General features: G+C 53.8%; 20 protein-coding genes. 10 read left to right on the forward strand and 10 right to left on the reverse strand.

The features are described 5' to 3' along the window. Positions 1-341: 341 nt before the first annotated feature. A complete protein-coding gene (locus tag G516_RS0106655) occupies positions 342-1,559 on the forward strand; it encodes an acetate kinase (protein ID WP_028292992.1) in 1,218 nt (405 codons plus the stop codon). Then, entirely contained in the window at positions 1,559-3,787 is a 2,229-nt protein-coding gene (pta, locus tag G516_RS21380) for a phosphate acetyltransferase (protein ID WP_084644915.1), read from the forward strand. The genes G516_RS0106655 and pta overlap by 1 nt, the downstream gene beginning before the upstream one ends. A 146-nt stretch (positions 3,788-3,933) precedes the next feature. Here the strand turns inward: pta and G516_RS0106665 are convergent, their stop codons facing one another. From G516_RS0106665 to G516_RS24630, 4 genes are all read right to left on the reverse strand, one after another. Then, positions 3,934-5,244 carry a TRAP transporter large permease gene (locus G516_RS0106665; RefSeq protein WP_028292993.1) on the reverse strand — a complete coding sequence of 437 codons (1,311 nt, stop codon included), beginning with the start codon at positions 5,242-5,244 and terminating at the stop codon, positions 3,934-3,936. After that, on the reverse strand, positions 5,244-5,795 hold the full coding sequence (locus G516_RS21385; protein WP_051219021.1) for a TRAP transporter small permease subunit: 552 nt from the start codon (positions 5,793-5,795) through the stop codon (positions 5,244-5,246). The genes G516_RS0106665 and G516_RS21385 overlap by 1 nt, the downstream gene beginning before the upstream one ends. 7 nt (positions 5,796-5,802) lie before the next feature. Continuing rightward, a complete protein-coding gene (locus G516_RS21390; protein WP_036535045.1) occupies positions 5,803-6,810 on the reverse strand; it encodes a TRAP transporter substrate-binding protein in 1,008 nt (335 codons plus the stop codon). A 447-nt stretch (positions 6,811-7,257) separates the two neighbouring features. Further along, entirely contained in the window at positions 7,258-7,419 is a 162-nt protein-coding gene (locus G516_RS24630; protein WP_156878975.1) for an RSP_7527 family protein, read from the reverse strand. A 579-nt stretch (positions 7,420-7,998) separates the two neighbouring features. On the opposite strand from G516_RS24630, the gene G516_RS0106685 reads away from it, so the two are divergent. Then, complete coding sequence (locus G516_RS0106685; protein WP_028292994.1) at positions 7,999-9,396, forward strand: aldehyde dehydrogenase family protein; 1,398 nt, start codon at positions 7,999-8,001, stop codon at positions 9,394-9,396. Between the two features lie 165 nt (positions 9,397-9,561). Beyond that, on the forward strand, positions 9,562-9,972 hold the full coding sequence (locus tag G516_RS23775; protein WP_051219022.1) for a PH domain-containing protein: 411 nt from the start codon (positions 9,562-9,564) through the stop codon (positions 9,970-9,972). On the opposite strand, the gene G516_RS23780 is transcribed toward G516_RS23775, so the two are convergent. The 5 genes from G516_RS23780 to G516_RS0106725 form a co-directional block, all read right to left on the reverse strand. Further along, the gene (locus G516_RS23780; protein ID WP_169449504.1) at positions 9,954-10,619 is read right to left on the reverse strand and encodes a TetR/AcrR family transcriptional regulator; all 666 of its coding nucleotides are present in this window, start codon (positions 10,617-10,619) and stop codon (positions 9,954-9,956) included. The two genes, G516_RS23775 and G516_RS23780, sit on opposite strands and share 19 nt — an antisense overlap. Before the next feature lie 149 nt (positions 10,620-10,768). After that, positions 10,769-11,497 carry a TorF family putative porin gene (locus tag G516_RS0106705; RefSeq protein ID WP_169449505.1) on the reverse strand — a complete coding sequence of 243 codons (729 nt, stop codon included), beginning with the start codon at positions 11,495-11,497 and terminating at the stop codon, positions 10,769-10,771. Positions 11,498-11,790: 293 nt separating this feature from the next. After that, positions 11,791-13,104: a phosphotriesterase gene (locus G516_RS0106710; protein ID WP_169449506.1), complete on the reverse strand. Its 1,314-nt coding sequence runs from the start codon at positions 13,102-13,104 to the stop codon at positions 11,791-11,793. Positions 13,105-13,115: 11 nt separating this feature from the next. Next, complete coding sequence (locus tag G516_RS0106715) at positions 13,116-14,603, reverse strand: M28 family peptidase (protein ID WP_028292998.1); 1,488 nt, start codon at positions 14,601-14,603, stop codon at positions 13,116-13,118. A gap of 374 nt (positions 14,604-14,977) precedes the next feature. Beyond that, positions 14,978-16,327, reverse strand: coding sequence for an alanine/glycine:cation symporter family protein (locus tag G516_RS0106725; RefSeq protein ID WP_028292999.1), 1,350 nt, complete (start codon positions 16,325-16,327; stop codon positions 14,978-14,980). Between the two features lie 497 nt (positions 16,328-16,824). Here G516_RS0106725 and G516_RS0106730 point away from each other — a divergent pair, with 497 nt between their 5' ends. The 3 genes from G516_RS0106730 (at position 16,825) to G516_RS0106740 (ending at position 19,403) form a co-directional block, all read left to right on the forward strand. Further along, on the forward strand, positions 16,825-18,078 hold the full coding sequence (locus G516_RS0106730; protein ID WP_036535050.1) for an ABC transporter substrate-binding protein: 1,254 nt from the start codon (positions 16,825-16,827) through the stop codon (positions 18,076-18,078). Between the two features lie 135 nt (positions 18,079-18,213). Further along, entirely contained in the window at positions 18,214-18,687 is a 474-nt protein-coding gene (locus tag G516_RS0106735) for an NYN domain-containing protein (protein WP_028293001.1), read from the forward strand. Between the two features lie 188 nt (positions 18,688-18,875). Continuing rightward, entirely contained in the window at positions 18,876-19,403 is a 528-nt protein-coding gene (locus G516_RS0106740) for a hypothetical protein (protein WP_156878976.1), read from the forward strand. 79 nt (positions 19,404-19,482) lie between these two features. Here the strand turns inward: G516_RS0106740 and G516_RS0106745 are convergent, their stop codons facing one another. Then, positions 19,483-20,226 (reverse strand): DUF5020 family protein, encoded by a 744-nt coding sequence (locus G516_RS0106745; protein WP_051219023.1) that lies wholly within the window; start codon positions 20,224-20,226, stop codon positions 19,483-19,485. Positions 20,227-20,880: 654 nt separating this feature from the next. On the opposite strand from G516_RS0106745, the gene G516_RS0106750 reads away from it, so the two are divergent. The 3 genes from G516_RS0106750 to G516_RS0106760 all read left to right on the forward strand — a co-directional run bounded on the left by G516_RS0106750 (position 20,881) and on the right by G516_RS0106760 (position 24,234). Next, a complete protein-coding gene (locus G516_RS0106750) occupies positions 20,881-21,678 on the forward strand; it encodes a hypothetical protein (protein ID WP_028293004.1) in 798 nt (265 codons plus the stop codon). A 64-nt stretch (positions 21,679-21,742) separates the two neighbouring features. Beyond that, positions 21,743-22,720 carry a substrate-binding domain-containing protein gene (locus G516_RS0106755; RefSeq protein ID WP_245582629.1) on the forward strand — a complete coding sequence of 326 codons (978 nt, stop codon included), beginning with the start codon at positions 21,743-21,745 and terminating at the stop codon, positions 22,718-22,720. Further along, a complete protein-coding gene (locus tag G516_RS0106760; RefSeq protein ID WP_028293006.1) occupies positions 22,717-24,234 on the forward strand; it encodes an ABC transporter permease in 1,518 nt (505 codons plus the stop codon). Before G516_RS0106755 ends, G516_RS0106760 begins: the two co-directional genes overlap by 4 nt. Positions 24,235-24,244: the final 10 nt, after the last annotated feature.

The raw sequence follows: 24,244 nt of genomic DNA on the forward strand, positions 1-24,244 counted from the left end.
GAAAGTTGCAAAAGCCCTTGTTTCTTTGGGTGTTAGACTAAAGTCTATATTTTCCCGATCCAAAGCCGTACAATCCGCCGCCACGAAGCCACAGCTCACATCGGCGTGACGCTGCGGTGCCGGAACCAGCCTATAACAACGACTCCCACCTGGTTTTCTGATCAAGAACAGCACCTGTTGCAGTTTTGAGCTTGCGCTCAGTGTTCTTGCATCTCCCCAAGCAACCTTAATTGGCCAAGGCTCAACGTTCGCCGAGGGAACGCTCCACGCGCACGGAAAGCATTTGAATTTAGTTTCGGGCACCCATGCATGCCCCCGACATACAAAGGTTTAGGTAACCCATGTCTACCTCACTGGTACTGGTGATTAACTGCGGCAGTTCTTCTATCAAATTCGCCGTGATCGACCCTCAATTTGGTGATGAAGTCTTAACCGGTCAGGCTGAGCGTCTGTTCAGCGAAGGTGCCGAGATTGCGTTCAAGCAAAACGGCGAGAAAACCCGTGTCAGCCTGCCGAATGCTGGCCATGATGAAGCGCTGGTTGCGGTGGTGGAGTTTATCCAGCAGCAGCCAGGTCTGGGTGAAAGCATCAAGGCGGTTGGTCACCGTGTGGTGCATGGCGGCGAATTCTTCCGCGAATCCATGCTGATTACCGACGAAGTGGCCGACAAGATTGGCCAGTGCAACCACCTGGCACCGCTGCACAACCCGGCCAACCTGGCGGGTATTGAAACCGCCCGTAAGGTATTCCCGGACCTGCCACACACCGCTGTGTTCGACACCGCGTTCCACCAGTCCATGCCAGCCAAGTCCTACATCTACCCGCTGCCGTACAAACTGTACGAAGAGAATGCGGTACGTCGTTACGGCTTCCACGGCACCAGCTACCGCTACGTTTGTGTACAGGCAGCGACCATGTTGAAGCGTCCTCTGGAAGACAGCGCCATGGTTATTGCCCACCTGGGTAACGGTGCATCGGTATGTGCGGTGAAGAACGGCGAAAGCATGGAAACCTCCATGGGTATGACGCCAAACGAAGGCATCGTGCACGGCACCCGTTCCGGTAGCATCGACCCAAGCATTCATGAATATCTGGCCAAACAGCTGGATATGAACATCGACCAGATCAACGACATGCTGTGGAAAGAGAGCGGCCTGTTGGGTATTTCCGGTTTGAGCAACGACTGCCGCACCATCGAAGAAGCCGCTGAAGAAGGCCACGAGCGTTCCCAGCTGGCACTGGAAATCTACAGCTACCGTCTGGCCCGTACCATTGCCTCCATGGTGCCAGCACTGGGCCGTCTGGACGGCGTGGTGTTCACCGGTGGTATTGGTGAAAACTCCGACGTAATCCGCGCAGAAACCCTGCGTCAGTTGCAGTTCCTTGGCATTGATGTGGACGCTGCGCGCAACAAGGCCACCATTCGTGGCGGTTCCGGTGAAATCACCACCGACGCCAGCCCGGTGAAAGCCCTGGTGGTTCCAACCAACGAAGAGCTGATGATCGCCCAGGATGCTGTGCGTTTTGTTGAAGCTGCACAACCGGTTGGAGCTGAGTAATGGCACAGGCATTAATGCTGGCTCCGGCCGGTATCGGCGTTGGCCTGAAAACCGCGGTATTGGGCTTGTTCCATGCCATGGACCGTCAGGGCATCAAGGTTCATTTCTTCAAACCGATCGCTGAAAACCAGACCGATGCCGGTGCCGAAGACCGCACCGTCGCCCTGCTGCAAGGCAGCTGCGAACAGCCGATTGGTCAGCCGCTTTCCATGCGTGAAGCCGAGCATCTGGTGTCTTCCGGTCGTGGCGATGAGCTGCTGGAAGAAATCGTTGCCCGCTACGAGCAGTCGCGCCCACAAGGCAGCGAAGTGGTGTTGATTGAAGGCGTGATTCCAACCGCCAACCAGCCATACGCCACTCGTATCAACAAGGAAATCGCCAAGGCGCTGGACGCCCAGGTGGTTCTGGTTGCTGCTCCGGCCGCTGATTCGGTTGAGTCGTTTGAAGACCACATCGAAATCACCGCCGCTGCGTACGGTGGCGTGCGCAACAAGCGTTTGATCGGCTGCTTGCTGAACAAGCTGGGCGCACCGTTGGACAACAATGGCCGCAGTCAGCCAGAGCTGACCGACTACACCGGTAGCCGTCAGAGCCTGACCGCTGAAGAAATGAGCGAGCAGAGCACCATCTTCGGCGACCACTTCCCGGTACTGGGTGAAATCCCGTGGCGTGATGGCATCAACGCCCCGCGCATCAGTGACGTTGCCAAACACATGAACGCCAGCGTGATTAACGCCGGTGACATGGACAGCCGTCGTGCCCGCCGCGTCATCATGTGTGCTCGCACCGTGGCCAACGTCTTGGAAGAACTGCGTCCGGGTACTCTGGTCGTGACCCCAGCCGACCGTGACGACGTGATGCTGGCCGCCGGTTTGGCCGCCCTGAACGGCGTTGAGCTGGCAGGCCTGATCCTGACCGGTGACCGCGAACCTGATCCACGCGTGATCGAACAGTTTGGCGCTGCCAACAGCACCTTGCCGGTACTGAAAGTGCAGACCAACAGCTGGCAGACCGCCATGGACCTGCAACGCATGGACAACGAGATTCCGTTGGACGATGCCGAGCGCCTGAACCGCATTCAGGAAGAAACTGCCCGTCACATCGATGCCGAATGGCTCAACAGTTATGTTGATAGCGAATACCAGCGTCGTTTGTCGCCGCCAGCGTTCCGCTACAACCTGATCCAACGTGCCCGTAGCGCCGCCAAAACCATCGTGCTGCCGGAAGGCGACGAGCCTCGTACCGTAAAAGCCGCGGCCATTTGTGCCAAGCGCGGTATCGCTCGTTGTGTACTGCTGGGCAAGCCGGAAGAAGTGCACCGCGTGGCACAGAACCAGGGCATTGAACTGGGCGACGGCATCGACGTGTTCGATCCGGACGAAATTCGCGGCAACTACATTGGTCGTCTGGTCGAGCTGCGCGCTCACAAGGGCATGACTGAAATCATCGCCGAAGAACAACTGGCCGATAACGTTGTGCTGGGCACCCTGATGCTGGAACTGGGCCATGTGGATGGTCTGGTGAGTGGCGCGGTACACACCACCGCCAACACCATTCGTCCGCCGCTGCAGCTGATCAAGACTGCGCCGGGCACCAACCTGGTGTCGTCTGTGTTCTTTATGTGTCTGCCGGATCAGGTTCTGGTATACGGCGACTGCGCCATCAACCCTGACCCGAACGCCGAACAGCTGGCCGATATTGCCATTCAGTCCGCCGACTCCGCCATGGCCTTTGGCATTCCGCCACGGGTCGCCATGATCAGCTACTCCACCGGTGCCTCCGGTCAGGGTTCTGATGTGGATAAAGTGCGCGAAGCAACCCGTATTGCGCAGCAAAAACGCCCGGATCTGTTGATCGACGGCCCACTGCAATACGACGCTGCCGTAATGGAAAGCGTGGCCCGCTCCAAGGCACCGAACAGTGCCGTTGCCGGTCAGGCCACCGTGTTTGTATTCCCGGATCTGAACACCGGTAACACCACCTACAAAGCGGTACAGCGTTCTGCCGACGTGATCAGCATTGGCCCAATGCTGCAAGGCATGCGCAAGCCCGTGAACGACCTTTCCCGTGGTGCTTTGGTAGACGACATCGTCTTCACCATCGCATTGACGGCGATTCAGGCGGACAGCACCGCCGACCAAACAGTTGCTGCGGACAACAGCGCCGTAGCAGCCGAGGCACAAGCCCAAAAGGCACGTGCCGAGCAGTCTGAAACGACCACCGCGTAAACCGCGGTGATCGGCCGGGCGCAAGCCCGGTCTGGCTGTTTGAAAACCCGACCTGACCGATCGTCAGGTCGGGTTTTTTTATGGCCTGCTGTTTTTGATCGGCACCGCAGAAGCCGTATCAGCCACTACCCATTCCCAAGCCCTGTTTACCCACTCCCTAATTCAGGCAGCCACAGCACAATGCCGGGGAACAGGGTGATCAATAGCGCAGCGCAGCACATCAGAATGAAGAATGGCATGGCAGCCAGTGCGACTTTGCCAAGCTTTTCACCGGTCAGGCCTTGCAGCACAAACAGGTTAAAGCCCACCGGCGGGGTGATTTGACCGAGTTCCACCATGATTACCAGAAACACGCCGAACCAGATTGGGTCGATGCCGGCTTGCAGTACCAGTGGCAGGGTGATCGGCAGGCTCATCACGGTGATGGAGATACCGTCCAGAAACAGCCCTAACACTATGTAGAACAGCGCCAGAATCATCAGCAGTTGGGCCGGGCTCAGGTCCATGGCCGAGATAACGGCAGCGAGGTCTTGTGGAATGTGCAGGTAGCCAACGGCAGTCGCCAGCAGGGCCGCACAGACCAAAATCGAACACACCATCACGCTGCTGAGGATGGCCGAACGCAGTGCGCCGCTGAACAGATCCCAGCTCAGTTGCCGTTCGGCAGCCAGCATCAACAGCGAAGCGCCAAGGCCAACGGCTGCGGCTTCTGACGGCGTTGCCAATCCGGAGTAGATAGAACCAATCACCACAAAAATCAGTGCCAGCACCGGGCTCAGCAGTTTGATGCTTTGCCACAAGGTGACGCTGCTTTCTTCGGTTGTTTGTCGCGGGGCTTTTTGCGGATGCATCACTGCCTGGGCGAACAGGTAAGCGGAGTAGAGCGCGGCGATCAACAGACCCGGAAGCACACCGGCCATAAAGAGTTTGCTGATTGATACTTCGGCCTGCACGCCATAGACGATCATCACAATCGACGGCGGAATCAGCAGCCCCAGACTGCCTGCACCGGCCAGTGAGCCAATCGACAGCTTGCGGTCGTAGCCGCGTTGTTGCAGTTCACGGGTGGTGATTTTGCCGACAGTAGCGGTGGTGGCCGAACTGGAGCCACTGACCGCAGCAAACAGCGTACAGCCAAAAATATTGGTGTGCAGGATGCCTCCGGGAATGCGACGAGCGAACGGTTCCAGCCCTTTGAACAGGCGTTCGGAAATGTCCGAACGGAAGATCAGTTCACCCATGAAGATGAATAACGGAATGGCCGACAGCTCCCACGAGTTACCGGCCCGAAACAGAATCCGCGTCAGGGTGACGCCGATGCGGTGAAAGCTGAAATCCCCCAGCCAGAACAGCGACAGCACCGACACCATAACCAGTCCGGCAAAGACCCAGGCACCGAGGCCCAGCACCAGAAAAATCAGCACCACAACACCCAGGGTGGTCATCAGGGTTTCCATCAGGCCACCTCGCTCTGCTGTGAATTGGCTGAATCGCCATCGGTTTCGTCTGCTTCCAGATAGCAAGGCGGTTGCTGGTAAACCAGCAGGCTCAGCACGCGGGCCAACAAGGTGATACACAGCACAACCATGCCAATGAACACCAGTCCTTCGGGAATCCAGATGGGGGTATCGACCAGCGAATCACTGGTAATGCCGCGCTTGTAGCTGCGCAACACGTTTTGCAGCCAGTACCAGCTAAGCCAGCTGAACAGCACCAGTACTGCGGTAGACACCAACGCATCCAGAATCACCGTCCAGACATGGGGCAGGCGGTCGATCAGCATATCCACCCGGATCAGTCCGGCCCGTTCCAGCGTAAAACCCAGTCCCATAAAGGTCATGGTGGCGACGGCGTAGCCGACAAACTCGTTAAGAATGTAGGTCGAGGTATCGAAGAAACGCAGCACAATTTCCAGCAGGATATGCGCCGCCATATACACAATCAGGCTGCCGGCAATGATGCCGCCAGCCTGATTGATGCGTTTTACCACCCATAGAAACGCAGTCATTGGTGGCTTACTCGGCAGCGAATTGCTGCAACTGCTTGAAGATTTGCTGGCCGGTGTCACCGGTGCTCTTCAGCCACTCATCCAGTGCCGGTTTGCCGGCGGCTTTCAGATCGGCGGCCATGCCCGGGTCGATATCGGTGATGATGTTGACCTTGTGCTGGTTCAGCTCGTCGTAGTTTTGAGCCAGACGGGTGCGTACGGTTTGCCAGTTGTGGGCGTCGGTCAGCTTGGCCGCTTCCAGAATGGCTTGCTGGTCTTTCTCGGGCAGGTCGTCAAACACTTCGCGATTCATGTGCACCATGTTCAGCGGAATGGCGTAACGGATTTCGCTGTAGCTGTTCAGATGCTCCCAGAAACTGCCGTTGGCACCGGACTCAGCCGACGTCAGCACCGCCGAAATACCGCCCGTCGACAGCTGTGGTACTACGTCTGCCCACGACAGCAGCACCGGTGCGGCTCCGGCTTCCTTGAAGGCAATCGTGCCGTTTTTGTCGTAAGTACGAATCTTCAGATTGTGCAGCTCGTCCACCGAGTTCACCGGCCCTTTCGACCAGATACCACTGGCTGGCCAGGGAGAGGCATACAGCAGGATTTGGTCATTATCCTCGAAGACCTTCTCGTAATAAGGACGGGCAACTTCATAAAGGGTTTCGGCATCGTCCACGCTGCTGACCACAAATGGCAGCGACGACAGCAGGAATATTGGGTCAATACCGCCCATGGTACCCGCCAGAGTGTCGGCGATTTGAATGGCGTTATCGGCTACGGCATAGAAATGGTCGGCCGACTTGAAGCCCAGGGCACCGCTAGTGTGCAGGGTGATGTCCACATCGCCACCACTCAGTTTGGACACCTGTTCGATAAAGTAGGCATCGCCCTGGGCGTGGATCGACTTGTCGTTGTATTCGTTGGAAAAATCCAGACTGGCGGCGCTGGCCACACTGGAAACCGCTGCGGTAAGGCCCAGCATGGCGGTCATAAGAGAACGGGAAAGTGCAGAGCGAAGCGGTGTCATGGCAGGAGTCTCCTCGGATGGCTCGCGAATGGTGTCGATGTTTTTCTGCCGGTTAAAACGACCAGAAAAATCGGCTTGCTTCAGCAGACCGGAATTACTGCCATGGCAATTGACTGTTCACGTTCCAGGCTGGCCTGTTTCCGTCAGATTGTCCTCAGTGCATAGCGGGTGTGTCTGACGAACGGAAGATCGTTGCTTTGCGGGGCGCTTGGCGAAGGTGTTGGAATAAAAGATGAAAAAGAAAACAGGGAAAGAGAATTCAGGGAAGGAGAGCAGCAGGGAGGGGGGAAAGCTCGATAGCAGAGAAAACGCGCGAAAGAAAAAACGAAAATAGAAAACAGGGAAGGACCAATGCTTTCCACCTCAGGCTGTGCCTGACAGCAAGAACGACTTATTGTTGGATTCTTGCCATCGGCCGGTGGCCTGACGGGATCAACGACGGCTGGATCAGTGAGCGTGCACCAGCAGCGCTTTCTTCTTCAGCCTGGCTTTGAGTTTGGCCTTGATGTTGGAAACCAGAGCCTGAAACTGTGCCGCCAGGTAGGCATCGCGTTCAGCGCATGCTTCGGCCATGATTTTATCCAGATCGATTTGACTAACGTTTTTCATAGAGCGCCTCCGGTAGATTGTCAGCTTTGTTACGTGTTGGATGGCGCGATAGTAGGGCCGCCTTATACCCTCGTATAGCGAAGCTTTTTCATCTGAATGACAAGTTTCACTCATCCTATTACCCACCGTTATGCTTTCTCTGATGCTTTGGTAGGGGATGCCATTTCTCCAGCTTTCATGGGCTTTAAAGGGCGATTTTTGATGATTTAACGTCGCTTTCAGGGACTGTTTTTGGTGCTTTTAACCATCGTTATTTTTTGTGAGTCGCGTCATTTTTAACAACGTCCGATGGCTTGGCCCAAATTGCCGAATTTCAACTTGTGAATCTCAAAATCCGCAAGAGCCGAACAGGCGTTGATCTTTGTGCTTGTCATCCAGCTGGTGAGTCGTGACCCGCGGCAGAGCATCATCTGTATTCGGCCAAATATGAGGTGTTGCTGGGTTGTTCAGGCACTTTGATATGCTCGGACACTTGGCGAACAAGGCGAATCCCTGTACAAGGCGCAGGAAGACAGATAACTGGCATCGAAGACCATCCAGCGCGGGTGGCGCAGTAAACCGTCCGCAGCAGGAGACACCATGGCGACACAACAGACTCTTACCTCCATTAATCCCACCACAGGACTGGTGCTGGAAACCTATCCGGCCCTCAATGCCGAAGGCATTCAGGCCACCATTGAGCTTGCCGGAAACGCCTGGCTCAAGTGGCGTGAAACCCGTCTGAACCTGCGCACCAAAATGATGATGGAAGTTGCCGCCGAACTGCGTGAACAGCAGCAACCGCTGGCCGAGATGATGGCGATGGAAATGGGCAAGCCGATCACGCAAGGGTTGGCAGAAGTCGAGCAGGCTGCTGATTGCTGCGAACACTATGCCGAGCATGCCCAAGGCTATCTAGAAAGCGACAGCATTGTCTCCGATGCCAAGGACAGCTTTGTTACCTATCAGCCGATAGGCGCATTGCTGGGCGTATTGGGCTGGCAGGAACCGGTTGCACAGGCGTTTCATTTCCTGGCCCCGGCACTGATGGCTGGCAATGCTTGCGTGCTAAGGCACGCTCCCCAGCTGCAAGGCTGTGCCCAAATGATTGTCGAGCTGATGCAAACCGTATTTGGCCGCCTGAAAGTGCCAGACGCCAACATCGTGGTGAACTTGCCGGTCGCTCAGGACGACATCGAACTGGCGATTCGCCAACCGGCGATTCAGGGCGTGCTGTTCCGTGGTGCTGCCAGTGAAGGCGCACAGGTGGCAGGAGTGGCCGCGGCTGAATTCAAACGCACCGTGCTGCAACTGGGCAGCGCCGATCCGTGCATTGTGCTGGTCGATGCCGCTGACCTGGAGAAAGCCGCCGACGCCGTGGTTCAGTCGCGCCTGAATAACACCGGCCAATCCAGCGACGCGGCCAAGCGTATTCTGGTCGAAGCGCCGGTGTACGACGCATTTATTGATCTGTTGAAACAACGCATCGCATCCCCGGTTATTGGTGACCCGTTACTGGACGATACTGTCATTGGCCCCATCGCCACCGGCCAGCAGCTGCACACCATTGAGCAACAGGTTAACGCTGCTATTGATGCCGGTGCTCGTTGTATTTGCGGTGGCGAAACCATTCAGCGCCCGGGCTATTACTACGCGCCGACCTTGCTGGCTGATGTGACACCGGAAATGGAAGTCTTCAGCACAGACCTGGCAGGCCCGGTGATCGCTGTGATGAAAGTCGACTCATTCGAACATGCGTTAGCAACAGCCAACAGCAGCCCGTATGGCATGGCCGCCAGTATCTGGACCCAGAAGCCGATGTACAAACGTCAGGCCATTCTGAACCTGCAAGCAGGTCAGGTGAGCATCAACGGCGTGGTGAAAACCGACCCAAGGTTGCCAAGCGGCGGTATCAAACAGTCGGGTTACGGTCGTTCGTTGGGGCCTCATGGTATTCGTGAGTTCACCAATGCCAAACAGGTGTGGATTGGTAAATAACATCCGCTTCTGCAAATGGTATGGCCGGGCCAATTGAGCAGCTTGCGACACAGATAGCAGAAAAGCACTTTCACCAGGTCGCTTTTTGCGGCTCAATAACCGGCCTTTTGAGGGCACTTTTTGTGGCCCTCAACGTCAACAGCCAAACGGTTTGAGGAGTGATGGATGGCTTACATCGACGAATCCCTGTCCAAAGGGGAACGTATTTATAAAGTGTTTGAATTCCACTGGATCATTCGCTTTTTTCTCGTACTGCACGTCATCCTGTGCGTCACCATCATCTGGATTCCCGTCGCGCTTTATTACTGGTTAACCTGGAAATGCACCGAACAGGGTGTCACCAACAAACGGGTTATCCACAAGAGCGGCATCATTTCCCGCAAAACCGACGAAATGAAACTGGACGCCATTGAAGCCATTGAAATCAATCAGGGCATCTGGGGACGGATTCTGGGTTTCGGCACCCTGACCATCTACGGCCGTGGCGAAGGCGACGTCATTATGAAATGGATGGCCAACCCGGTGCAGGCCAAACGCGATATTGAAAGCGCGGATTATCAGGCGGATGAGGATTGAGTGGATTGAAGCCGTTCCAGTTCGCGGCTGAGCATGTCTGACAACATGCTCAGTTTTTCATCAACATTCTGCTCTACCCCTACCGAATGGTTGAAGGAAATGTACTCAATTCCTGCGTAGAAAGTCTGACTGAGCATTTGAATAAAACGGGTGTTTTCAAATTCCGGGAAATAAACCGTCAGATCCCCCGATCTGTGATTGAATTCAAATACCGGTGTCATCGCCATACGGAGTTGTGGGTTGACTGATATTTCATGCCATACCGCATCAACCGCTTTGAACTCACTGGTTTGAATAAACTGCCAATAGTCCCTGACAATACGGTCGGCGCGGGTATGAATGGAGGCATTCAGGACGTTTTGTTCAAGGGATTGAAGGGCTGCGCTTCGGGCTTTTGCTTCCGTATAAAAGACCATCGCTGCAACCAGAGTGTCTTTTGACGGAAAGCGTTTGAACAAGCCTCCTTGTGACAAGTCGGCGCGTTTTGCAATCTCGACAGTGCTAGCTCTGGCGAACCCATATTCAGCGATGACTTCCTGTGTTGCCAGCAGTATTCGTCCAAAGCTTTCCAGACTTCTTTGTTGTTTGGGCAAAGGAATAGAGAATGCTTCCAGTGTACTTAGAATGAAATCTGCTTCTGTCTTCAAGTAAACACCAATATCGGGATTATGGATTTGCTATGTGTAATTGCGCCGATGGCTGCATAGTGAGTGTACTAACGACTGGACGTTCATGAAAATACTGATTTGTCCGGCTGGGCGTTGGTCATTAAGTGATCTCCCGCCGGACTGTTTTGTCAGAATGTATAGCGAACCCTGCCGATCAGTGTAGAACTGCATACATCGTCAAAGCCCAAAGCATAGTAACACTCGGTTTCTGTCAGGTCGGTATCGACATAACTGATGGCCCAGTTCAGGCCTGATATATCTTTGGAAAAGCGTACTTCCCAATCACTGAAATGCTGTCGGACGTCTCCGTTGTCATTGTAGAAAGCATCCATATTCACATCGGTATAGCCATAGCGAATGACGGTTTTACTATCAAAGGGTGTGTGAAATGTGTAGCTGGTCTCATACGCTGATGAGTCGGCAATATATTGTCCTTGGTTGTAGTTATATGAGAAGCCAATGTAAAAATCCTGTATTCCTCCACCGATGAAGTATTCGTTGGAATTTTGAGATCCATCGCCGCTATAAATGTATCTTCCTATGTATGTGCTTATATAAGATGTTTCCGTGAAATATAGATCAAAGCCTGTGTAGAACATGTTTTCACGTGAGGCATCGCCGCCGTCGTCAATGTTGCTTGAAAATAACCCAAAGTATGCGCCGCTCTCATGCCAAAGCATGGATTCAATCTGAAGTGCAGGATTGTTTTGAGTTTGTGATATTCCAGAGAATCGGTAGTCGCTAAGGATATCAATATTGGTGTCCAGATTAAAACCGCCACCAATTTCGAATGAATTGGATTTTGTTGGTATTAAAAAAATCAAGGTAAATAGCGTAATTATATAGTGGGTTTTCATTTTTAAGTCCATGGGTGATGCTTCTGATTGTTGATATGGTTGTAACCGGTTTTCAGAGATATTATTTTTCTTACTTTTGACGCTTCAGGCTATTTCTTCTGATCGTTATTGCAGAGGGAGACTGAAGGGAACATCTATTTAATCCGGTGCTCACTCTGGGCTGCCGGATGGTTTCGAATCACGAAGCCGACTTGCAGGCCTGACGGGTCCTTTTCAAGTTCGCCATCCCCGTCCTGGCGGGCAGCAGGCCGCCAGAACGGGGATGGCAGGGCACCGAGTTTTTCAGAGGGTCCCTAGAACGCCAGCATTCTTGCCGGGGTATGTATCATTATTTGGTCAATCTCTTGTTGGGTCAGGCCATTCTCCAACAATGTCGGAACAACAAAGTTGAGAATATGAGCCATACCTGCCCCCCCGTTTTCACGGGTTGAGTTGCGCATCCATACATCTGCACCCAGAACGATGCGGTCGCCATAACCCGCTTTTACGTATTGGTAAATGGCTGAGAAAGATACTGGATCATAGGTCGGGACCAATCCGGCGGAAGTATCAGCCCAGGCATGCCCTGAGCCGAACAAATCAAATGAAAGCACATGCCCCTGATCCATGGCCCAGTACCCAAGGTCCAGGTTAGGCAGAAAGCCTTTAGGGTTTTTCATCAGGTCTCGATAGTGCATAGGACGTAGTAAGGTAGGAAAGTGCGAAATGATCATCCGGCCTTCAGGTACGCCAAAAGAATCCACCTTGCTGAAAAAAGCCCGAAATACCTCTTCCTTGAGCAAGTATGCGTGCAAAGTGATGGGAACTCCTGAGTTTCGGCTGATTGCTGCAGCGGCCTGCAACCCATTTAACAGCGGAATGTCTTCTGTTGCCTTAACCCCGAAATGTGAGCTTTCGGCCAGTAACTTGATATTTCCGCACTGGATTCCTGTATCACCGATACCCACTTCAATTTCGTGCTCAAAGAAGTCGGCGAGGCCGCTGACGGTCATTTGTTTATATTTCTTGGGAATCAAAACGTGAGAATTGATCCCGGTACTCATGATTACATTGACGCCAGTTTCTTCGGACATTTGTCTGATTGTTAGTGGGTTGCCCCGCTCGTAGGTCGGGCTGCAATCCAGTATGGATTGGCCCCCCAAGGCAGCAAAGTCCTTCAGCTCACCCATCATCAAGTTTTTGTCGAGCAGAAATTGGTCTGGGGCTGAGGCATAGAAATGCGTCAGGTAGTGCCGGTTTCTAAGTGTGATTGGGTTGCCTGGCTCCGGAAAGAATTGCTGTGGTACTTCGCCAGGGTCGCTCAGCATTGCCATTTCCTGAAGCGTTTCATCGTCAAACATGACCATGGCATCTTCTTCTGATGGCAAATAATCCCTCAGGACGTGCTCGTGCATGTCGGTAACACCGAGGTACTCAGGTGCCATAAGTCCGCGAACTGTACGAATGTTTTTTCCATTCCGGGCGGCGATAGGGGCTGGGAAAGCAACGCTTTTGGACGTGTTTACCGCCGTGGCGCATCCCGCTATACCCAAACCGCCTGCGGCTAATGCGAGCCCGCCACCGTATTGCAGGAATCGGCGTCTACTTTGTGTATTAACCTTGTTCATGTCCGCTTTCCTCATTGTTCCAGTAGTTTGTCTTTTTGGAATGTATCCACAGGGCTGTGGTGCATGGATTCAAGCAAATCGGCCAACAGCAGTGCCGTTGGCTGCAGCTCATCAAAGGCAACCTTGTCCAGCGTGTCTGCCATGTCGTACAGATAGGCGGGAACAGAAATCAGACTGACGACAGGGATATCGGTCAGCAATTGGATTACACCAACGTCAGTGGGGAGGCCGTAGTCGTCTGCGAAGACTGCAGTGGGAATTACCATTGATCGGTCGTATTGATGAGACTTCACTGCTCTGGCAGTCATATTCAATAGCGATGGTGAGGTGATGAATAAACGAGGCTCTACTTCCCCCGAGAGTGTTGCCTGGCCATCGGTTATTTCTACTTCTCGGGCGATATGTTCAACAGTGACATTCGCCAGTACGTTTAGGTTGTTCTCCAGAATAACCTTGGTGGCGAGGTCTTCGTGGGCTGCGTAGTCTGTGAAGTGTGTGTCCATGGTCACGAACATCATGCTTTTATTTCGTTGGCTTTGCGGCTGTTGGGAGAAATACTTGGCGAGCGCCAGGACTTCTGCGACGCCACTAGCGTCTTCGACAGCACCGAAAAAACCGGAATCGTGGTGGGACTGCACCATCAGGATATCGTCCGTCTGACCTTTCAGGTGGCCAACAACGGTACGGTACTCGACTTCTTCTACCAGACCTTTCATGACGATTTTCGCCTGGGTGCCGGGGGATCGTTGGATCAGTGCTTTAAGGGTGTCTCCATCGCGTTTTGATAGCCATAATCCGGGAATGTCAAAGTGATAGTCTTCAGAAATAAAGTAGGAAATATCTTCATTGTAAAAACGGTTGCTATCGAAATAATTGCTCAATATTCCAATAAATCCTACTGCTCCACCTTCAATGGCAGATGCCATATTGTAAGGATAGTTGTTGGGGGTGAAAGGGTTTAACTTTTCGATACCTTTTATGCTGTTTTCAGGGTCGTAAACGAAGCTTGAAACATCTTGTAGTAGCTCGGTATCAATATCCCCGAGAACTATGTCAGCAACAACAATTTTACCTTTTACATCCATGCCGCTTAAGTCTTTTGAATTTCCAACATAGACAATGTCGGCGTTCAGGCCTTTTTCAGGCGTGGAGAAAGAACCCGTTGTGCCATTGTAGAAAGTATGGCGCATATAAAACGAAGGGATCGTTTCATTGCCAAAGGATAAACTCCAGTTTTCAATTCTCCACTGTTGGCTATTTCCTTTCAGAATATCTACATTCTCAAGACCAAACTCGGAAAACTTCCCTGAAATATAATTGGTGGTGTTTTTCATTGCTTGGCTACCAGTATGGCGAGAACCAAATCCAACGATATCCTCGATGTAGCTGTATATTTGACGATTGTCCGGCATACCAACTGGTTCCGAAAAGACACTCAAGGACATGAAAATACTAACTATCACCGCTGTGGTTTGTTGAATCGGCTTGTGTAGGTTCATTATTTTCTCTCTGAAATATCATTGATGCGTTATGAAGTGAGCGAGTTTTTTGTTGTGTTTTTCACCATATAGTCATCCCTTTTTAAAAGAAAGTGATTGATCGCTTTCTTTTTTGTGATTGGCAGGTTTTGTAGCGCTTTGGCCTGAATGACCATATTTATGCATCAGGGAATCGGAGTGAGCGGGGCCTCTTGGCGCCTATCTGTCCAAGGTGGAGTGCGGTTATGTCGCCTGTAAACTTCGCTCAATTGAGCTGCTTGGGTAGCAGCTGGACAGGATGTTTAACGTAGTCAGGCTGCCACCCGTCTGGCGGCCTGGGATCACCTGCAAGCAGGTGGATGGAGGAGCCTCTCACGCCCCTCCTGTTGCACTGATCAGTGCTTGTCGAAGTATTCGCGAGTCAGCTTGAACACCACCGGACTTAACAACGCCAGTGCCACCAGGTTCGGCAGCGCCATCATGGCGTTGAGGGTGTCGGCCAACAGCCAGACGGTATCCAGACTCACCACGGTGCCTACTGGCACGGCAACGATCCACAGCACCCGGAATGGTCGAATGGCTTTAACGCCAAACAGGTATTCCGCGCAGCGTTCGCCGTACAGGCTCCAGCCCAAAATGGTGGTGAAGGCAAACACCGCCAGCGCAATCGCCACCAGATAATTCCCCACACCCGGCAAGGCCGTTGCGAAAGCAGCCGACGTCAATGCAGCACCGGAGACGCCGGATGTCCACTCACCGGAAGTGATGATCACCAGACCGGTAATGGAACAAATGACGATGGTGTCGATGAAGGTGCCCAGCATTGCAATCAGGCCCTGACGGATCGGGTCCTTGGTTTGTGACGCCGCGTGTGCGATTGGCGCTGAACCCAAACCGGCTTCGTTGGAAAACACACCGCGCGCCACACCAAAGCGAATCGCCGCCCATACCGCAGCACCGGCAAAACCGCCTTCCGCAGCCGATTCGGTAAAGGCATAGGTGAAAATCAGCTCCAGCGCGTGGGGAATTTCAGCCGAGTTAATCGCCAGTACGATCAGACCAATCACCAGATAGCCCAGCGCCATCAATGGCACCAGAGCACCCGCAACCGAGCCAATGCGCTTGATGCCGCCCAGCAGTACCGCAGCCGTCAGCACCATCAATACCAATCCGGTTGCCCATGCAGGCACCGAGAAGTTAGCTTCCAACACTGAGGCAACCGAGTTGGATTGCACGGTATTGCCAATACCAAAACCGGCAATGGTGCCGAAGATGGCGAAGGCGGCACCCATCCAGGCCCAGTTCTTACCCAAACCATTCTTGATGTAGTACATCGGGCCACCAACGTGGTTGCCTTCTTCATCTACCTCGCGGTATTTCACCGCCAGCACGGCTTCGGAGTATTTGGTCGCCATACCCACCAGTGCTGTACACCACATCCAGAACAAGGCACCCGGACCACCCAGGAATACCGCGGTGGCCACACCGGCGATGTTACCGGTGCCCACGGTCGCCGACATGGCGGTCATCAGCGCCTGAAACGGGGAAATATCCCCCTGTTGTTTTTCGCCCTCAGGGGCATTGCGGCCACTCCACATCAGGCTGAACCCTGTGCCCAGCTTGCGGATTGGCATCAGCCGTAATCCCAGTTGCAGGAACAAGCCCACACCCAGAATCAGCACCAGCATCATGGGGCCCCAAACAATACCGTTTACGGCTCCCACCCATTCGTTAAACAGCTCCATTTAACAGTCCTTATCATTATTGGTTTGTCTTGGGACCTTTTGAACAACCCGGTGCCCGCTCTGGATGACAGAGCTGTGCAGGGTTATTCAGATAGTCCCTTGCTTCCAGCGTGACGGGCCAAACCAGAAGACCATTCAATTTTAGCCAAATAGATACAGACCTTTTCTCTGAATAAACGCATAAAACAGGCGAAAGTCCTTCAAGTGATGACGGTCTGCTTCATTAAGTTCATCGCTGCAATCGGGCTTTGTTTTTATAGGGTATTTTTGCCGTTTGGGTGTTTTATTCGCGAACAAGCAGGGCTCCCTCTATCCGAACATCGGCCTCTGGATCAGCCATAGCGGGCTGTGGGGCGTATTCTTTGCAACCAGCAGCTGACGAAATTGATATATATGGCACCAGCAATATCATCCTTGCGTCAGACGGTTTTCCCTTAACCTGTAGCAACAATAATAAAAGCAGCGCCACATTTGCCGGTGTGGCCACAGGACAGGGTATGAACACTTCTTTGAAACTGATCGCCGCGACGGCACTGCTGTTGGGTGCCACAGCCACATGGGCTGCCGACACCATCAAACTGGGGCTCAACTATCCCCTCAGTGGTCGCTACAAATCCCACGGTTTTGCCCAGGCAGAAGGGGCCTTGTTGGCCATTACCGAAATCAATGCGCAAGGCGGGGTGTTGGGTAAGCAACTGGAGTTGCTGACGACCGATACCAACTTCGATCCGGCACGCGTGGCGGGTAACGTCAGCGAGTTGGTATCGCAGGGGGCGCAAATGATCATGGGCGGTGTTTCCAGCGAAGTGTCCCGTGCCACCGGGCGTGAGGCCCAGCGCCACGGTGTGCCGTACTTTGCGGTGCAAGCCTATGCCAATGAACTGACTGGCAAGCGTGGCCACAAGTTGTTCTTTCGGGAAAATCAGAGTGCCCGTATGTCGGCTGCGGCATTGGCCAGCGTGATGGCTGATTCCCTGCAAGGCAAAACCTTCTTCTACATCACCGCCAGTGGCCCGTGGGGCACTTCTACCGAAGACTCCATGCGGCGCTTTACCAACACCGGCGATCGTGGCCAGCACGCCAGTATTCCCACCCAATACCCCAAGCCTCGCAAACAAGATCTGGAGATGGCACTGGCAGCCGCTGATAACTCCGGTGCCGATGTACTGGTGCTGATCCAGTTCGGACGAGACCTTGCCAATATGTTGCAGCACGCCCGTCAGCTGGGCTTGCATGAGCGGATGACCATTGTGGTTCCCACGCTCGATCTGGAAACCGCTCAGGAAATAGGGGCATCGGCGTTAACCGGAGTGCTGGCCACCATGCCGTGGAGCTGGAATGCCCCGGCCAAATTCGGCTATCAGCGCGGTCAGGCATTCGTCGATGCCTATAGTACGCTGTACCAGCACCGCCCGTCGGCAGCAGCGGCCTCCGCCTATTCGGTGGTGTACCAGTACGTGGACGCGGTCAGACGGGCAAAATCGGTATCACCCAAGCGTGTGGTCAAAGCGTTGGAAGGACATCGCTATCAGCTGTTAAAAGGAGAACAGCAATGGCGCAGCTTCGACCATCAGAACGAGCAGTCCGTGCTGGTGGTGCGGGGCAAACCAAGGGCCGACGTATTGAAAGGTGCTTACCGCAGCGATTTCTTCGAAATTCTGGCCGAAGTTCCCGCCAGTCAGGTCGTGCCTGACTACAACGAGTGGCTGGCCGAACGTCAGGACTACGGCAAGCCGACGACCTTGCAGTAAACAGCCTGGGGCGTCTGTACCTGCACAAGCACGCAGAGGCCCGAGCAGGTGCGAAATGAAATAGATGCCCCAAGAGTTCGCCAGCGGCGGCTGGCTGTGGTTGGATACAGGGAACACCGAATCAACGAGCCAGCCATGACCACCGTCGCCATCTTCGTAGACGTTCAAAACGTCTACTACACCACCCGCAGCGCCTTCAAACGCAACTTCAACTACAACCGCTTCTGGGCCCAGGTCACCGATGGCCGCGAAGTGATCAAAGCCGTGGCCTATGCCACCGACCGTGGCGACCCCAAACAGCGGGAATTCCAGAACATACTGCGGGCCATTGGTTTTGACGTACGCCTGAAGCCCTTTATTCAACGCTCCGACGGTTCCGCCAAAGGCGATTGGGACGTCGGCATTACCATTGATGCACTGGAATACGGCTCTGAAGCCGATGTGGTGGTACTGGTATCGGGTGACGGCGACTTCGATTTACTGGCCAACAAACTGCGAGTGGGTAAAGGCAAACAGGTAGAGGTCTATGGCGTCACCAAACTCACAGCTTCGTCGCTGATTAACGCCGCCAGCGAGTTTTACCCGATTGAGGGTGGGTTGTTGTTGTAAGTCGAATGGATGAGCCTTTTGGGGGTTGCACGGTATATCGCGAGCGACGGATCAAACAGATAAAATTTAGGAGAAGCATTTTCCGTTCGGCTGGCAACGTATCCTTGAAATCATGGGTTTTTATACGATTTCTGAGTTAATGCCAAGATAGGTACTTATTTGTTGAGGTAGTATTCGAAGAACTCTAAATGACACGCATCAATGGAATGGATATGAATAAAATAGCAGTTATTTCGTTAATAGTGCTCGGTCTCAGTGGATGTTCGACAATACCCGGTCATTTATCTGGGGAAAGCAAAATTAAAGATTATGAGGATATCACTACCCGTCCATCGGACATTGCCTTGTCTCTTGTTGGAGAATGGAGAAGTGTTCAACCATACGAAGGTGGTGGTTCGCACGAGAGCATCGAGTTACTTAGGCCTGACGGAACGTTTATCACGACGTTCAAAAAGGAATATCCTGATGGAACGACAAGCGAATCAACAGAATACGGATTATGGGCTGTTAGTGGAGATATATACCATAGTTTCACACTGGGGCAGATCAAGAATGGGGCTATGAAGCCTGCGCAACCTCTAGGCCCGGAGTTAGGCGCGGCGTATAGAATTCTTAAGCTCGAAGCTGATCTCTTTGTTTATCAATCGGCTGAGACAGGGAATATATATAATTCGAAGAGAATAAAGAGCAAAAACCAGACCACCAAATCTCCATGATGGCCTGGCCGTTTTTTCTTGCCTGTTTCCAACGGCTTTCTTGCAACTGTTAAAGCCGTAGTTTTACAGGCGCACTCTTTTACAAGTGCACTTTAATAATCGCGCTGACGGTATCTTCGTCGAATTCGGTACCGTACTTGTTGTGCCATGAGCTGACTTCTACGCCTACTTTGACCTTGTTGTCGTAGCCCAGCATTGGGCCGAGGTTATAGGTCAGCTGCGGATTGAAGTTAAAGCTGGCTTTGTGGTCGTCGGCACCGGTGGAGTAGTCGATGTAGCCTTCCAGTGCGGCGTTACCCCACGAAGCACCGTAGGTGAGGGTGATCTGGTGATCGTTTTCGACGTCGTTGTCGTTTTTGCAGTAGTACCAGGTGGCGCTGGCGTAGTTCATGCCCGGAATGGCCAAATCGGCTCCAACGCCGTAGAGGTAGTTGTCCTGGCTGAAGCCGGAGGAGGTGGAGCCGGATTCTACGGTGAAGGCGAGGTTGACGGTTTTGATGATGCTGTCGTCGAATTTGGCGACGTAGAACTTGGGTGAAAATTCACTGTAGGTGGCGCGGAAGTTGTCGTCGCCCTGATCGCGGTCCATAAAGAAGAACAGTCCGCCCCAGCTGTAACCGGACACGTGTTCAACCGTGTAGGTGGTGAGGCCGTAGTCCTTGTTGGTTTGTGGCCAGTCGTTGGTGTCCACTTTGAAGTCGCCGCCCATCAGCACGGAAATGCTGTTGTCGGAAAAATAGCGTTCGGCGTGGGCTGCGGGCATGGTTGCGGCGGCTGCGGTGCTGGCGGCAAGGGCCATGATCAGTGTGCGTTTGTTCATCATCTTCTCTCTTTTACCTCTGTCTCTTTCAGTTAAATGATTAGGTCGCGGGTCGGGATTTTATGGTGCTAAACCTGACCGAGTGGACAACTGGCGTTTGAGATAGCAATTAGCTGACCACTTGGGCAGAAAATTTCCATGCAGCAAGAAAACAAGAGCAATCGACGGCTTTGGCCGATGGGATCAGGGTGGATTGCCTGAGTCAGATCAGTCTGGCGGTGAGCGTATGCAATGGCATTGATGTGCTGCGGGGCGTGTGTGGTTGGGCTGTTTACTTGGCGTGACGTAAATTAGTGCGCCTGACCATGTGGTCAGCACTGTGCTGGCGCAGCGATTTCAGTGTTCCCTGGTGTGATCAGAAAATGCACTGGGGCGTCGCTTCCGTGAACGGGGCCGCTGTTTTCAGTGACAATTGACGTGCAGAAGCAGAACCCGGGTTCTGGAGCGGTTGATGTGCGACGGTTTTTTGGTCAAGAGCTCTATTGCGGTCTTGTGACACCAATTGAGAATCAATATCATTGTTCACATTAACAGCTTCTCGACCTTTGATTGGTTTACACTTGCAAGCTGTCAGTCGGTTTCAGTGTTGTGGGCCTGCCCTGATGCTGGGGAATTCATTCATAAAAGAATCAAATCAGGATAGTTATGAAAAACCGTATGAACTCTTTGGTATGTGCTGGCGCTGTCAGCCTGATGGCTGCCATGTTCAGCCCATTGGCGGCGGCAAACGGCGCAATCGGTGACCACGTAAACGACATGAAAGCCCACATGGATCAGTACACTCAGGAAGTGAACTGGATCATTGGCAAGATCGACGGCATCGTTGATCGCTATGAAGAAAAAGGCCAGAAGGCAGCCAAGGCTGAAACCGTGGTTGATATCTGGGAAGAGGTGGATTTCCACTCTGCCATTGAAACCAACTATGTGCCTATCTACGCTTCTATCTGGCAGGGTCTGTTTGGCATCAAGGGCAAGATCGATGCAAAAGCGCCGGTAGCGGACGTTCGCGCCGAGCAGGAAAAACTGGAGCAAACCCTGTGGCAAGCACTGGGTGCGGTTCGTTTGGCGGCTCACTACCAGGCTCAGAACCTGCTGCCTGAAATTCAGACCACTGAAAAAGAACCGACTACTCCGGTTGAAACCGTGGACGACATCTCTCATCGTCTGGACCGTGTGGTTGCCAAGTACGCCGAGCAGCTGAGCGACGTTGCGACGACGCTGGTTCACGATACTTACCTGTACCGTTTCGAAGGCATCGAAGGCATGCTGATCGAGAAGGATGCCAAGCTGGTAACCGACATGGAGAAGTACTTCAACGTGACTTTGCCGCTGGCAATCAAAGACAACAAGTCCGTAGATGAGGTACGCTCCGTGGTCGAAGAAATGAAGACCAAGCTGGAGCGTGCTCGCACGCTGCTGGAAGAAGTTGAAAAAGAACGTAAGGACGTATTCTGACGTGCAACGACGTACCCTGATACAGGCGCTCGCTTCGATGGGCGCACTTGGCGGATTGCCATTGATGAGCAATCCGGTTTTCGCCCAAAGCAAGCGCGACCCTGAGTCGGTCAATGATTTGCCGCAGTTGAAAGGCGAATTAACCCTGTATCTGGGGCGTGGTGAAGGCGGCCTGTACGAAAACGTACTGGACGCCATTCAGAAGCGTAACCCTGAGCTGACGCTCACCATTCGCCGTGGTGCTACCGCGGCGTTGGCCAACGCCATTATGGCGGAGGCCAAAGCCGGTATTCAGAAAGCCGACCTGTTTTGGGCGGTGGATTCCGGCGCCATTGGTGTGGTGGCAGACAACGGTCAGGGCCAGGCGTTGCCGCCAAGCCTGACCGACCTGCTCGACACCAGTTTCCAGTATCCAAACTGGGCACCTATTACTGGCCGCATTCGTACCCTGCCGTACAACCCGTCAAGGGTAAGCGCCGACAAAATTCCTGACAGCGTATTGGCCCTTGCCGATACCGACCTGAAGCTGGGCTGGGCGCCTGCCTATTCCTCGTTCCAGTCGTTCCTGACCGCCATGCGTATTCAGGAAGGTGATAAGGTAACGGGCGAATGGCTCAAGGCCATTAACGCCAAAGCCACCAAGTACGCGGGTGAGCTGGGTGTGGTGATGGCAGTTGAGCGTGGTGAAGTGGACCTGGGTTTTGCCAACCACTATTACACCCTGCGCCTGAAAGCCGGTAAGCCGGATGCCAATGTGCAACTGGCCTTCACCAAAGACGACGCCGGTTGTCTGGTTAACGCCTCGGGTGTGATGGCGCTGACCGAAGGCGATCTGCCAATTAACTTCGTACGTTACCTGCTGAGCAAGGAAGTGCAGAGCTACCTTGCTCGCGAAGCGTATGAAATTCCTCTGGTCAACGGTATTGAACCGCCTGCGGGCATTCCGCCAATGACCGAACTGTCGCCGCCGGACATCGATCTGTCGAAACTGTCCGACCTGCGACCTACGCTGAGATTGATGCGCCAGACCGGCGTGTTATGAAGCGCATCCCGGCCCCGTATCCTCTTGCCCTGATCATTGCCATCGCAGCGGTACTGCCGCTGCTGGTACTGTTCGACCTGGCATCAGACGCCAGTGACATGATGGGCGACTACAACCTGCGCATCCTGTGGAACTCGCTGCTGCTGACTGGCCTGACGGTATTGGGCTCGGTGTTGATCGGCGTGCCACTGGCGCTGTTGACCGCTTATGTGCGGCTTCCCATGCCCTCGTTATGGCTGGTGATATTGGCCTCACCGCTGGCGATGCCCAGTTATATTGGCGCGTTTACGCTGTATGCGGCCTCTGGCCCCACCGGTGAATTGGCGCAGCTGTTTGGCATCTCCACGCCGGTGCTGGATGGCCTGACCGGTGCGACATTGGCGATGGTGATCTATTCCTACCCCTACGTCATGCTGACCACCCGGGCCTCGCTCAAGAGTCTTGATGGCAGTCTGGTGAACGCCGCCCGAACCCTCGGTATGTCGCTGCCAGCGAGCCTTTGGTACGTGGTGCTGCCACGGGCGATTACCGGTATTGCTGCCGGCGCCTTGCTGGTGGCGCTGTATACCTTGTCGGATTTTGGTACACCGGCGTTCATGCGTTTCGACACCTTTACCCGGGTTATTTTTGTGGAATACAACGCCTTCGGTCTGGCCGAAGCAGCGATGTTTTCATTGCAGCTGATGGCCATTGTGGCGGTGGTGCTGGTGTTGGAATCGCGGGTGAAAGGCGCTCGGGAAAAGCCCGGCAAGCATCTGGAGCTGTGGCCCAAGCGCTGGCATTTGGGCCTTGCTGCGGCGTTTGTGACCCCCATTCTGATTCTGGCGATTGTGATTCCGCTGCTGGTATTTGGCATCTGGTTGGCCCGTGACGGCATTGATCACTTTGATATGACGTTGGCCTGGAACTCCGGCTATGCCTCCTTGCTGGCTGCGGTAGCAGCGGTGGTGATCGCTTTGCCGGTGGCGTTTGCGGCCATGTCCGGACGCTTTGGCAAACTGATGGAGCGCATTACCTTCCTCGGCTTTGGTTTGCCCGGCATTGTGATGGGTACGGCCATGGTTTACGTTGGCTTGCAGCTGCCGGTGCTGTATCAGTCGCTGGCCTTGCTGGTGTTTGCTTACGTGTTCCGCTTCCTGCCATTGGCGGTGGGCTCAGTGCGTTCGACCGCTGAAGGCCTAGACCCCAGTCTGGTGAAAGCCGCACGGGTATTGGGTGCCAAACCCAAAGAAGCCTTCTGGCGAGTGACCATGCCGCTGTCGATGCGTGGCATGGTAGCCGGTGCGGCACTGGTGTTTCTGGAAGCCATGCGGGAAATGCCCGCCACCCTGATGCTGGGGCCAACCGGTTTTGAAACCCTGGCTACCTACCTGTGGCGTGTGTACGAAGCGGGCTATTTTGGCCGTGCCGCTATTCCGGGTTTATTACTGATTCTGATCTCTGCCATCGGTCTGGCGTTGATGCTGTCTGGCGAACGCAAGGCAGACCTGACGGTGGCCAAAGAGCCAAAATAAGGAGTTCGGG

The sequence above is a fragment of the Oceanobacter kriegii DSM 6294 genome (assembly GCF_000422845.1).
GTDB lineage: Bacteria > Pseudomonadota > Gammaproteobacteria > Pseudomonadales > Oceanobacteraceae > Oceanobacter > Oceanobacter kriegii.